The sequence below is a fragment of the Neisseria viridiae genome, assembly GCF_962747995.1.
In the GTDB taxonomy this organism is placed as follows: domain Bacteria; phylum Pseudomonadota; class Gammaproteobacteria; order Burkholderiales; family Neisseriaceae; genus Neisseria; species Neisseria viridiae.
The window spans coordinates 289,134-302,550 of sequence record NZ_CAUJAJ010000001.1 but is presented as its reverse complement, the minus strand read 5'-3'; the positions used below and the strand labels follow the sequence as shown (position 1 = coordinate 302,550).

Annotated in this window: 9 protein-coding genes; 4 read left to right on the top strand and 5 right to left on the bottom strand. The window is 51.7% G+C overall.

Annotated elements, in window-relative coordinates:
- Positions 1-43 precede the first annotated feature (43 nt).
- From Q9J79_RS01590 to Q9J79_RS01575, 4 genes are all read right to left on the bottom strand, one after another.
- Positions 44-3,373, bottom strand: a complete 3,330-nt coding sequence (locus Q9J79_RS01590) for an autotransporter family protein (RefSeq protein ID WP_301911306.1) — start codon at positions 3,371-3,373, stop codon at positions 44-46.
- Positions 3,374-3,564: 191 nt separating this feature from the next.
- The gene (gene purM / locus Q9J79_RS01585) at positions 3,565-4,599 is read right to left on the bottom strand and encodes a phosphoribosylformylglycinamidine cyclo-ligase (protein WP_301911307.1); all 1,035 of its coding nucleotides are present in this window, start codon (positions 4,597-4,599) and stop codon (positions 3,565-3,567) included.
- A 446-nt stretch (positions 4,600-5,045) separates the two neighbouring features.
- Complete coding sequence (gene typA / locus Q9J79_RS01580) at positions 5,046-6,857, bottom strand: translational GTPase TypA (RefSeq protein ID WP_301911308.1); 1,812 nt, start codon at positions 6,855-6,857, stop codon at positions 5,046-5,048.
- A gap of 269 nt (positions 6,858-7,126) precedes the next feature.
- Positions 7,127-8,017 (bottom strand): NAD(P)H-hydrate dehydratase, encoded by an 891-nt coding sequence (locus Q9J79_RS01575; protein WP_107863231.1) that lies wholly within the window; start codon positions 8,015-8,017, stop codon positions 7,127-7,129.
- A 64-nt stretch (positions 8,018-8,081) separates the two neighbouring features.
- Here Q9J79_RS01575 and Q9J79_RS01570 point away from each other — a divergent pair, with 64 nt between their 5' ends.
- The 4 genes from Q9J79_RS01570 to Q9J79_RS01555 all read left to right on the top strand — a co-directional run bounded on the left by Q9J79_RS01570 (position 8,082) and on the right by Q9J79_RS01555 (position 12,105).
- The gene (locus Q9J79_RS01570; RefSeq protein WP_118814364.1) at positions 8,082-8,738 is read left to right on the top strand and encodes a cytochrome b/b6 domain-containing protein; all 657 of its coding nucleotides are present in this window, start codon (positions 8,082-8,084) and stop codon (positions 8,736-8,738) included.
- A 12-nt stretch (positions 8,739-8,750) separates the two neighbouring features.
- Positions 8,751-8,873 carry a hypothetical protein gene (locus Q9J79_RS01565; RefSeq protein WP_283255173.1) on the top strand — a complete coding sequence of 41 codons (123 nt, stop codon included), beginning with the start codon at positions 8,751-8,753 and terminating at the stop codon, positions 8,871-8,873.
- Positions 8,874-8,965: 92 nt separating this feature from the next.
- On the top strand, positions 8,966-10,825 hold the full coding sequence (gene ilvD, locus Q9J79_RS01560) for a dihydroxy-acid dehydratase (protein WP_301911309.1): 1,860 nt from the start codon (positions 8,966-8,968) through the stop codon (positions 10,823-10,825).
- Between the two features lie 47 nt (positions 10,826-10,872).
- Positions 10,873-12,105 (top strand): CapA family protein, encoded by a 1,233-nt coding sequence (locus Q9J79_RS01555; protein ID WP_301911310.1) that lies wholly within the window; start codon positions 10,873-10,875, stop codon positions 12,103-12,105.
- A gap of 108 nt (positions 12,106-12,213) precedes the next feature.
- On the opposite strand, the gene bioB is transcribed toward Q9J79_RS01555, so the two are convergent.
- Entirely contained in the window at positions 12,214-13,266 is a 1,053-nt protein-coding gene (gene bioB, locus Q9J79_RS01550; protein ID WP_301911311.1) for a biotin synthase BioB, read from the bottom strand.
- Positions 13,267-13,417 lie beyond the last annotated feature (151 nt).

Below are 13,417 nucleotides of genomic sequence, written 5' to 3'. Positions count from 1 at the left end.
TAAGTACGCCATTACTGCCGCCCCGAACGGGATGGCAGGCGGTTTATTTCCAAGAATATTTCATCCCCGCAGTGCCTTGGCAGCCGTGATGTTTGTTGCCGCCGAATGATTTTCCGCAACGGGCATCGGCATAAAGGTAAGTGTTTTCGGTTAATGAGAATTGAGTGCCCAAGCCTAATTCCCACCAAGTACGGACAAACTTCCCGGCTAATTTGTCCTGCCCGATTAATGCGTTGCCCCCTGCCTTAAAATCGTGCCAAATATTGCCGGTGAAATAATAGGTGCGCGTGCGTTGCTTATCGTTCGGTTGGTTATGCGCCAAACGGAAACCGACACGGCCGCGCAAACCGTAACCTTTTTGCGAAACGGCACGAGTGCCGTCGTTAAAGTTGCCTAAGCGCAAGTATTGCGCAATCAGTTGTGCTTGCGGCTCTAAAATCCAGCTATCTCCGTTGTTGGTTTTATCTTTGCCTAAGGCGTAAGGGCGGCCGGTTTCCACTGAAAGGGCAGCTCCCCAACCGTGATTTTTCGCACCTGTACCGTCAACCGCCGAATAACGGTTATTTAACCAAGAAAGCTGCCCCACCAAATCAATGTAAGTGCCGTTTTCATGGTAACGCGTATCGGTTACACCAAGATTAAGTGCGGTAGTTTTTACGTGGGAAGTTAATTTATCTGCAATCACGATGCCGTTTTTCGCGCGGTATTCATCATAGAATTTGCTGTGAGAACGTAACGCACCGAAATACAAGCCGGTAAAACGACGAGTGAGTTTGCCCTCATCATCTTGTTTGGTTTTAACATCAAAATCGTGTCCCACTTGGAAGCCGTACATATTGGTTTTGAAACCAAAACGTTCTTTTCCATCGAGTTTGAGGTGTTTGCCGATTACGCGCCCCCAAGATTGTTTTTCCACATCCTGCCAATAACTGCCTTGCTTGTCCCAAGAAAGGGTTTGGTTTTCGCCACGGCGTTGGTGAAGTGTATCCAGCATCGCATAGCCTGATTCCAAGTTTTGACGTGGAACGAGCGTATAAGCCGGTGCGCTTGGCGTGATGATGGTTTTATCTTGATTCGGCGTGGTTAAAGTCCAGAAGTATTCTGTCGCGCCCGCCTCATCTTTGCGGGAAACCAATTGCAATTCCCCTGCACCCGTGGTTTTTGCTGTACCAGTAAAGGTTGAACGTGTATTGTAAGCGTAAGGTTTAGTTGCATCCGTAGAATTTATTTCACCGTTTGCTGTTCCTTTGTCATCGCCTAAAACTTTAATAACAGGGACACTACGTTTGTAGCGATCGGCAAGTTCGCCGATTGAGCCATCAATAACATTTTCAGTACCATCTGTTTTAACGGCTTTAACAGTCGTATTACCAGAGGCATCACCTGTAATCGTTAATAAATCCGATTCTGAATGTGCGCCGGAATAATCGCCCGGGGTATCCCATTTGGTGTTTACTTCTAACACACCATCTTTACCAACATAATTCCCTTCAATGGTCAGTTTGTCTGCATAGGATTGATTGGCAAGCGTAATGATGCCGCCGTTGGTGAACGTTCCCTTTTCAGTTTCATAACTTGTACCTGATAAAGAAACACCCGCACTTGACTGGGTAAATGTACTTTTAGCAAGTTGTATATTCCCATCCGGTGTCTCGACTACACCTTTTGTAATTGTGAAACTACCATCTTTGATTTTAATTGTTCCTGCCTTATCTTCTATTTCTATCACTCCGTTTACAATTTTGAATGGTTTCGTAACATATTTAACGGTATTATCATTTGGTTGTTCTGTGCCATCTGTTTTTAATAGCGTACTTGATTTTATTTTGAATAGACCTTTGGCATTTATTGTGCCATTAGTGATACTCTTTTCAATTTTTTGCTCATTCGCAGCGTGAGTCAAGGTTACTTTATAATCTGTTCCTACCCCCATAGAATGTTTTGAAGCATCTAATACACCGCCATCAGCAAGCTTCACATCATAAGCTGTCGCACCTTGAACTGACTCATCTATTTTAGGTGCGAGTTCCCAAATAGCCCCATTTTTGATTGCAACATCAAGTTTAGAACTGACGAGTCCTTCACTTTGCTGATGCGTCAAGCCAATCGCTTTGGCTTTATTATCTAGCGTAAAAGTGAGATCTGAGGCTTTGTTTTTTGCCAATTTTGTTTCAGCCAACCAACCTTTATTTGCTGCCTTTGCTTCAGATTGCGCGCCTTTTAATAAGAATTTTGCATTTTCGGCAACAAATTCCCCATTGTTAAACCAGTTGGCGACGCTCTTTCCTGCAATAGATACCGCAGGGCTGTTCACATTCTCTGCATTAGCGACAATCAATGAGGCATTTTCAGAATTGGTTGAAATTTTGGTATTGTTCAACCTCACTTCTTGATCTTTGTTTGGTTCGTTACGGGAAACGGGTACAGTGAAAAAATAGGTTACATCAGTAGCGTAATCCCCTGTATCAAATACAATAGCGGAATTACCTGATGTGATTGTTCCTGAGCTGGTTTCACTATCCGCGATTAAACGGGATTTTGTTCCGAACAAGCGTACCGTAGCTGAATCTTTTGTTTCTGAAGTATCCAGCTCCATTTTGCCTGTCGAGTTGATTACCGCACCTTCGTAATCATCAGCTTTTGGCGTGTTAGGTAATTCCGGTTTACCAATTTTCAGTGCTGCGGAATGTTTACCATTTGCTTTTACAGTGATTTTGCTGTCTTTTAAATTGGCTTTAGCACCATCACCTGCAATGTAGATACCCACTAAATAATCGCCAATTTTTGCGGTTGATTTATCTTCAACGTCGATAGTTAATGATTTTTCAGAATTTAAAATAGGGGTTGAATGAGTGGATGATTTTCGATAAATCCTAATCCCTGAAAGTTGATGACCGGTGTTAGCTGTTGCACCGCTATAGCTCATAGAACCAAGAATAGTACCCGGGGTATTATCTACTGTAATTGTTGCATTATCTTTTAATGTTAAAACAGTCTCATTTTTACCACCACCATTATAATCATACCCAACCGCAATGCCATAAGCGGCGTTAGAGTCGGGAGACATACCAACTTTTCCCTCACTGGCTAAAGTAACAGCAATATTGGTTTTTCCTTGAATTTCTTCGCTGCGATCGCCACGAATAATAATGGCTTTAGGATAAGTGTGTTTTTTAGGGTCTTGTGGTGTAACCGTGATATTTACATCACCGGTAACGGTGTTTGTAGCATCGGTAACTTCGTGACCAATAGGCGTTTCACCGAAAATTTGTTTATTTTCATTAATACTGGGATATTCAGCTGAAAAAGCTGTTGCAGAAAGAGAAGAAATCAAAATGCTCAAAAGCGTTTTGCGATAGGGAAATGGTTTCATAAGGGGGCCCGTAATTTCAGAACATAAAGATAAGTAAAAATTGATGTCAATTATTTTAATAAGGATAAACCTATTAAGAGTTTACCCCCCCCCCCGAATATGGCAAGCAAAAAAATGCTAGCATAATGAAAATGCCGTCTGAAACAGGTTCAGACGGCATTGGCTTTCAGACGGCATTTGATGCTTGGAAGTCAGGAAACTTGGGTTTGATGCTCGTTCCCTTGACGCTCTCGGATGCAACCCAAACGGTACACTGTCTCGCCCTGCCCGCTCAGGAATGACCGAACCGCATCAGCATCTTCGGCAGCAACGATGACAACCATACCGATGCCGCAGTTAAAGGTCCGGTACATTTCTTGGGTTTCCACATTGCCCGCCTTTTGAAGCCATTGGAAGAGCTTGGGCAATTCCCACGATTCGGCATCGATTTGGGCAACCGTGTTTTCAGGCAACACGCGCGGCACGTTTTCGGTAATGCCGCCGCCGGTAATGTGCGCCATACCTTTAATGGTAAATTTTTCCAAAGCGGCAAGAATCGGTTTCACATACAGACGGGTCGGCGCAATAACGGCTTCTCTCAAGGTTTTGCCATTATCAAACTCGGCATCCAAATCGGGATTGTCGCGTTCGATGATTTTACGGATAAGGGAATAGCCGTTTGAATGTGCGCCGTTGGAAGCCAAACCCAATACTACATCGCCCGCACCGATGCTGCGGCCGGTAATGACATTCTCTTTTTCCACCACGCCGACGGCAAAACCCGCCAAATCGTATTCTCCGACGGGATACATGCCCGGCATTTCGGCAGTTTCCCCGCCAATCAGGGCGCAGCCTGATTCTTCGCAACCTTGTGCAATGCCTTTGATCACATCGGTAGCACGGGCGACATCCAATTTGCCGCAGGCAAAATAATCCAAGAAAAACAACGGTTCAGCTCCTTGAACCAAAATATCGTTGACGCTCATTGCAACAAGGTCGATGCCCACCGTATCGTGTTTGTCCCAATCGAAAGCAAGCTTGAGCTTGGTACCCACGCCGTCCGTACCGCTGACCAATACGGGATTTTTATATTTTTTGCTGATTTCGACCAATGCGCCAAAACCGCCCAAATCCCCCAATACTTCCGGGCGCATCGTGCGTTTGGCAAACGGTTTGATGTTTTCGACCAGTTGGTCGCCTGCGTCGATATCGACGCCCGCATCGCGGTAACTCAATGAAGTACTCATCGTTTTTCCTTGGTAAATGGGGATTGGACGGTAAAATAACAGGGCGTATTCTACCTTATTTCACGTTTGCAGGTTCAGATTTTTGGGCAATATTGTAAACAATATTCTTTGTATGGCAGATTTTTTGACAAACCGTGCAAGGATGTTGATGATCCAAACAATATCAGGTTCGATATTTGAAAAATTGTCCGGAAAAACAAGCCCGCCGGATTTTGACGGATTGCCCCGTAAAATTAAAAATGCGGGTTTCCCGAAACGGCAACCGTTCCGAGACCGTAAGTACGGGCATCACCTGTCCGCAGATAATCCGGTACAAACTTTTTTATTGTTCATACAATGATTTTATTTAAGAAAATATATAACCTATCGGGCAACCTGCTTCCCGATACCGGCCAATAAAATGCCGTCTGAACTTTTTTCAGACGGCATCGCATATCATTTAAACATTAATCCAGCTTCTTAAAGTGGCGGCGGCGTTCCAGTTCGCTCAGGTAACGCTTGCGCAGGCGGATGGATTGCGGAGTGATTTCAACGAGTTCGTCATCGTCGATAAACTCAACCGCGCCTTCCAGCGTCAGCTTGATCGGCGTGGTCAGGCGCACGGCTTCGTCGGTACCGCTGGCGCGGATGTTGGTGAGTTTTTTACCTTTGAGCGGATTGACCACCAAATCGTTGTCGCGGCTGTGGATGCCGATAATCATGCCTTCGTAGATTTTGTCGTTGGGCGATACGAACATACGGCCGCGGTCTTCCAGATTCCACAAGGCATAAGCGACTGCCTCGCCCTGCTCTTGGGACACCAGCACGCCGTTGTGACGGCCGGGCATATCGGGTTTCACGGGCGCGTAGTCGTCGAACACGTGGCTCATCAAGCCGACGCCGCGCGTCAGGGTCATGAATTCGCCTTGGAAACCGATTAAGCCGCGCGCTGGAATATGGTATTCGAGGCGGGTACGGCTGTTGCCGTCGCTTTCCATATTGGTCAGTTCGCCGCGACGGCGGCCGAGTTCTTCCATTACCGCACCTTGGTTGTCGTCGGGTACGTCCACGGTCAGGTTTTCATAAGGTTCGCATTTTTGACCGTCGATGTCGCGGTACACGACGCGCGGTTTGCCGACGGCGAGTTCGTAGCCTTCGCGGCGCATATTTTCCAGCAAAATGGTCAGGTGCAGCTCGCCGCGTCCGGATACGCGGAACACGTCGGCATCGGCGGTATCTTCCACGCGCAGGGCGACGTTGGTCAGCAATTCTTTTTGCAGGCGGTCGCGGATTTGGCGGCTGGTTACGAATTTGCCTTCCGTACCCGCCAGCGGGCTGGTGTTCACCATAAAGTCCATGGTCAGCGTCGGTTCGTCCACGCTCAACATCGGCAGGCCTTTGGGATTTTCTTTGTCGGTGATGGTTACGCCGATACCGATGTCTTCGATACCGGAAATAATCACGATGTCGCCGGCTTCGGCTTCTTCAAGCGGCACGCGTTCCAAGCCTTTGAAACCCAAAAGCTGGTTGATGCGACCTTGGGCGATTTGCTGCTCGTGGTTCATCACGGCAACGGTTTGACCGGGCTTGATGCGTCCGTTCAGGATGCGTCCGATGCCGAGGCGGCCGGTGTAGTTGTCGTAGTCGAGCTGGGAAATTTGCAGTTGCAGCGGCTCGTCCGCGCTGCCGCTCGGTGCGGGCGTGTGTTTTAAGATGGTGTCGAATAGCGGGCGCATATCGCTGCTCTCGTCGGTTTCTTCCAGCTTGGCAAAGCCGCTCAAACCTGAAGCGTAAACAATCGGGAAATCCAACTGCTCGTCGGTCGCGCCCAAGTTGTCGAAGAGTTCGAAAGTTTGGTCGATGACCCAGCTCGGACGGGCGGACGGTTTGTCGATTTTATTGATGACGACGATCGGTTTCAGCCCCAAAGCCAAGGCTTTTTTGGTCACGAAACGGGTTTGCGGCATCGGACCTTCCTGCGCATCCACCAACAAGACGACGCAGTCCACCATCCCCAAAACGCGCTCCACTTCGCCGCCGAAGTCGGCGTGTCCCGGCGTGTCGACGATATTGATGTGGTAGCCCGCGTAATCGATGGCGGTATTTTTGGCGAGGATGGTGATGCCGCGTTCTTTTTCGAGGTCGTTGCTGTCCATCACGCGCTCGTCAACCTGCTGGTTGGCCCGGAATGTGCCGGATTGGCGCAGCAGTTGGTCGACCAATGTGGTTTTGCCGTGGTCGACGTGGGCGATGATGGCGATGTTGCGGATTTGTTTCATAATTAATGTTTTTCAAAAACTGTAAGAGATAACTGCGCATTATACCACGCTTTACCGGGCAGTATTTGGGAAATGAAGATGCCGTCTGAAGCCTTTGCCTTTCAGACGGTATAGTGGATTAACAAAAATCAGGACAAGGCGACGAAGCCGCAGACAGTACAAATAGTACGGAACCGATTCACTTGGTGCTTCAGCACCTTAGAGAATCGTTCTCTTTGAGCTAAGGCGAGACAACGCCGTACTGGTTTTTGTTAATCCACTATATCTTCTTACATACTTTCAGTTATCCGGTTGCGCAGCCACCTTGCCGCCGGGGCGATTTCGCCAGCCAACAGCCCCGCCGCAATGCCTGCCGATTCTTTTATGACATCCGCCGCCGCGCCGTGCAGCCACACGCCCGCGCAGGCGGCTTCAAAAACCGGCACGCCCTGTGCGAGCAGACTGCCGATGATGCCGCCCAATACGTCGCCACTGCCCGCCGTTGCCAATCCCGCGTTGCCGCTTTCGTTGACATAGATTTCCGTATCGGACGCGGCAACCAATGTTTTGTGCCCCTTTAAAACCACGGTTGCGCCGAAAATTGCCCCTATCTTCCTCACTGCCGCCGTCCGATCCGCCTGAACCTGTGCAACCGTCGTTCCAAGCAGGCGCGCGGCTTCGGCGGGGTGTGGCGTTAAAATCAGGTTTTTACACCCGCGCGCCAGATTTCGGGTTTCAGCATCGGTTGATAATATGTTCAGCGCGTCCGCATCCAAAAGGACGGGCTTGTCCGTGTGTTCCGTCAAAATTCCGGCAAGCGTTCCGACCACCGCCCTACCTGTACCCAATCCGCAACCGACAACCCAGGCGTTTATATCTTGACGCTCGGTCAAACCGTCTGCCGTGTCCAACATAATTTCGGGAAAACCGGCAATGACGGCGAAAGGCAGCGTTTCCTGATTGAAACCCGCCCACACTTTTCCGCAGCCGAGATACATTGCCGCCGATGCCGCCAAAATGGGCGCGCCGCTCATCCCTGCCGCGCCGCCGACTACGGCGAGCGTACCGAAAGTCCCTTTGTGCGAATCTTCCGCACGGGCTTTGAAAACATGGGGAAAACGCAATGCCGTCTGAAGCATCCGGCGGCGGCTTTCGCCTGAAAGATGAAAAACGGGAAACATTGCCCCTCCAATCGGTTAAAATTAAGGCTCGAAAACAAACCGATTCTACTGCCGGAAACCGATTATGAAAAACAAAACCAAAGTCTGGGACTTCCCCACCCGCCTTTTCCACTGGCTGCTTGCCACGTCCCTACCCTTTATGTGGTATAGCGCGAAAGCCGGCGGCGATATGCTGCAATGGCACACGCGCGTCGGGCTGCTCGTCCTTTTCCTGCTCGTCTTCCGCCTCTGCTGGGGCATTTGGGGCAGCGATACCGCCCGTTTTTCCCGTTTCGTCCAAGGCTGGGCAGGCATACGCGGCTATCTGAAAAACGGTATTCCCGAACACATCCAGCCCGGACACAACCCCTTGGGCGCACTGATGGTCGTCGCGCTTCTGGCCGCCGTGTCGTTCCAAGTCGGCACCGGGCTTTTTGCCGCCGATGAAAACACCTTCAGCACCAACGGCTACCTCAACCATTTGGTTTCCGAACATACGGGCAGCCTTATGCGGAAAATCCACCTCAACTTTTTCAAGCTGCTCGCCGTTTTTTCCGCAGTCCACATCGCTGCTGTCGCCGCATACCGCGTGTTCAAAAAGAAAAACCTCGTCCTCCCGATGATAACCGGCTTCAAATACATCGAAGGCAAAACCTCAATCCGCTTTGCCGGCAAAGCCGCGCTTGCCGCCGCATTATCGGTTGCCGCGCTTGCCGCAGCCGCCATCCTGCTCCTGTCCTGAAACCCGACATCAATGCCGTCTGAAGCCCTTTTCTGCCTTTCAGACGGCATTCCGAACATTGCCGCTTCAAAAATACCGTTGCACAGAATATCCCACCATTCCGCAACTTCCACACAATACCGATACTTGGTATAAAATACTTTCTTTTTTCCAGCTCTCTAACACAGTACAAAATGTCATCTGAAACCCTTCGCTTTTCAGACGGCATGAAAACAAGGAAACACACCATGCCAGAATACCGCTCCAAAACCTCCACCCACGGCCGCAATATGGCAGGCGCACGCGCATTGTGGCGTGCGACCGGCGTAATGGAAACCGACTTCGGCAAACCGATCATCGCCGTTGCCAACTCCTTCACCCAATTCGTTCCCGGCCATGTCCACTTGCACAATATGGGTCAACTGGTTGCCCGCGAAATTGAAAAAGCAGGCGCAATCGCCAAAGAATTCAACACCATCGCTATCGACGACGGCATCGCCATGGGACACAGCGGTATGTTGTACTCCCTGCCCAGCCGCGATTTGATTGCCGACTCTATCGAATACATGGTCAACGCCCACTGCGCCGACGCGCTGGTGTGCATTTCCAACTGCGACAAAATCACCCCAGGAATGCTGATTGCCGCGATGCGCCTGAACATCCCCACCATCTTCGTCTCCGGCGGTCCGATGGAAGCAGGCAAGGTTATCGGCGTGGCAAACATCCAACCAGAACGCCGCTTGGACTTGATTGACGCGATGATCGAATCGGCGGACGACAATGTCAGCAACCGGCAAGTCGAAGAAGTCGAACAAAACGCCTGCCCGACCTGCGGCTCGTGTTCGGGTATGTTTACGGCAAACTCGATGAACTGCCTGACCGAAGCACTCGGCCTTTCCCTGCCGGGCAACGGTTCTTATCTGGCTACCCACGCAGGTCGTAAAGAATTGTTTCTCGAAGCCGGCCGTATGATTGTCGAAATCACCAAACGTTATTACGAGCAAAACGACGAAACCGTGCTGCCGCGCAGCATTGCCACCAAAAAAGCGTTTGAAAACGCCATGACCATGGACATCGCCATGGGCGGCTCCACCAACACCATCCTGCACTTGCTCGCCGTTGCCAACGAAGCGGGCGTGGATTTCAAAATGGCCGACATCGACCGCCTGAGTCGCGTCGTGCCCTGCATCTGCAAAACCGCGCCTAACAACCACGACTACTACATGGAAGACGTGCACCGCGCAGGCGGCATCTTCGCCATCCTGAAAGAATTGGACAAAGCGGGCAAACTGCACACCGACGTGTACACCATCCACGCGCCGACGCTGAAAGACGCGATTGAGCAATGGGACGTAACCAATCCCGAAAACACCCGCGCCATCGAGCGTTTCAAAGCCGCACCGGGCGGCGTGCGCACTACCCAAGCATTCTCGCAAAGCCGTATGTGGAAAACCCTCGACCTCGACCGCGAAAAAGGCTGCATCCGCGACGTGGCACACGCCTACTCGCAAGACGGCGGTTTGGCAGTCTTGTTCGGCAACATCGCCGAGCGCGGCTGCGTGGTAAAAACCGCAGGCGTGGACGAGAGCATCCTCAAATTCACCGGTCGCGCCCGCGTGTTTGAAAGCCAAGAAGCCGCCGTCGAAGGCATTTTGGGCAACCAAATCGTCGCCGGCGACATCGTCATCATCCGCTACGAAGGCCCGAAAGGCGGCCCCGGTATGCAGGAAATGCTGTACCCGACCTCCTATCTGAAATCCAAAGGCTTGGGCAAAGCCTGCGCCCTCTTGACGGACGGACGCTTCTCCGGCGGCACATCAGGTTTGTCCATCGGACACGCCTCGCCCGAAGCGGCAGAAGGCGGCGCAATCGGTTTGGTACACGAAGGCGACACCATCGAAATCGATATTCCAAACCGCAGCATCAACCTGAAAGTATCCGACGAAGAACTCGCCGCCCGCCGCGCCGAAATGGAAGCGCGCGGCAGCAAAGCGTGGAAGCCGGAAAACCGCGACCGCTACGTCTCCGCCGCATTAAGGGCTTACGGCGCGATGGCGACTTCCGCCGACAAAGGCGCGGTGCGCGACGTATCGCAAATCGAGAGATAAGCCCCAAAACGTGCGGCAAATGCCGTCTGAACAGTAAAGGTCTGATGATGGACAAATTTATCTGGGCGATGGCGGTATTTTCCGCAATTTTGGCCCTCGTTATCGGCAGCGGCTTTACCGCGCTCGAATATGTGAAAGAGCCGCTGCCGGCCGCCCCTTATGCCGCTTCCGCGCCGCAAACCGCCGGGGTCAAGCCCTCGGCGCATTCTGACGGAACGGAATCCCCCGTACTGCCGGTTGACGGTTCAAACCCCGCCCCCGTTTCAAACACCGGCGATGCGGACGGACAGGACGCGCCTGACGGAAAGGCAGCCGATACCGTTTCCATCATCGGGGTCGGCGACATTATGCTCGGCAGCAATTATCCGGTCGATTACCTGCCCGATACCAATATCCTGAAAAACGTCGAATCCGTCTTGCAAGACGCGGACATTACCGTCGGCAACCTTGAAGGCACGCTGTTTGACGAAGGCGGTACGCCGAAGAAATGTGCCAATCCGAACATCTGCTACGTTTTCCGCACGCCCTCCGCCTACGGGCAATACCTTGCCGACGCGGGATTCGACTACCTCAGCCTCGCCAACAACCACAGCAACGACTTCGGCGCGCAAGGCATCACGGCAACGGCAGGCAACCTTGACGAATTGAACATCAAATATTCGGGCATCGAAAACAGGTTTGAAACCGCCATCCTGAAGAAAAACGGCGTGAGATACGGCTTCGTCTCCTTCGCCCCCAACCTTGCCGCCGTCAAACTGAACGATTATGCCAAAGTCAGAAAACTGATTCGGAAAACCAAACAGAAAGCCGACATCGTCATTGTGATGTTCCACGGCGGCGCGGAAGGAAAGCAGGCGGAACACCTGCCGTTCGATACCGAAATATTCTATGGGGAAAACAGGGGCAACGTCGTCGAGTTTGCGCGGCTTGCCGTTGATTCCGGCGCAGATGTCGTATTCGGGCAGGGGCCGCACGTTACTCGCGCCGTCGAACTTTACCGCGACCGCTTCATCTCCTACAGCGGCGGCAACTTTGCCACCTACGGCGCAATCAACACCTCCGGCATCAGCGGCATCGCGCCGATTTTCAAAATCATCACCGACAAACAGGGGCGGTTCGTTTCCGGCAACATTATCCCCATCACTCAAGTCGGCGATAAAATCCCCAAAATCGACCCTGAAAAAACCGTTATTCAGCGGATTATTTATCTGAACCACAGCGATTTCCCCAACGGGAACGGACTGGATGTCTCGCCCGACGGCAGCATCACGCGCCGGTAAAAGATATTCAAAATAATGTCTGAAAGAAAATGCCGTCTGAACAAATACCGTCCGAACCTTTCCGGGTTTCAGACGGCATTTAAGTTTCAGACGGCATTTTTGCAATCATCAATAATCGACTTTAATCCCTGAGGCTTTTTCCGCTCCGTCCGCGCCGCCTTCCGGCTCGAACTGCAAGGGATACAGGTTGAGCTTTTCCATCAGGATTCTGTCGCCGTCCTCATCAGGATTACCTGTGGTCAACAGCTTGTCGCCGTAAAAAATCGAGTTCGCGCCCGCCATAAAGCACATCGCCTGCATCGCTTCCGGCATATTGCTGCGCCCTGCCGACAGCCGGACATAACTTTGCGGCATCGTAATCCGCGCCACGGCGATGGTGCGGACAAACTCCGTCCAGTCCAAATCCTCGGCATCGGCAAGCGGCGTACCTTCCACTTTGACCAACCGGTTAATCGGCACGCTTTCGGGCTGCGGGTCGAGATTGGCGAGGCTGGCAATCAGCCCGGCACGTTCGGCGCGGGTTTCGTTCATCCCGACGATGCCGCCGCAGCAGACTTTCAAACCGGCGTTGCGGACTTTGCCCAAGGTGTCCATACGGTCTTCGTGCCGGCGTGTGTGGATGATGTCGTTGTAGCGGTCGGGGTCGGTGTCGAGGTTGTGGTTGTAATAATCCAAGCCCGCCTCTTTCAAATCTTCCGCCATACCTTCTTCGAGCATACCGAACGTGCCGCAGGTTTCCATACCCAAACCCTTGACGGCTTTGATGATTGCGGAAACCGTCTCCACGTCTTTGGGTTTGGGGCCGCGCCACGCCGCACCCATACAGAACCGGCTTGCGCCGCGCGATTGGGCGATTTTGGCTTTTTCGACGATTTCATCCACATCCATCATCTGCTCTTTGCCCAGATTGGTGTTGTGGTGCGCCGATTGCGGACAGTAGGCGCAATCTTCGGGACAGCCGCCGGTTTTGATGGACAACAGCGTGGAAAGTTGGATTTCGCGCGGGTTGAAATTTTGGCGGTGGACTTCTGCCGCCTGATAGACGAGTTCTAAAAACGGCAGTCCGAAAAGTGCCTCGACATCGCATTTTTTCCAATAGTGCGCGGTAGGATGCGGCTTGCGCTCGGTCTTACGGCGCAAGGCGACGGGGGATACGGTCATAATGTGTTCTTTCGTATTTACAGCGGCGCAATGACGCTGACGTGCAGACCGCCGGCGCAATGACGGCGGTTGCGGGTAATCAAATGGCTGAAAACAGCGGCGGCAAGTGTAACGCGTTTGAAAATACGGGGCAAACGGTTTTTCCGCCTTT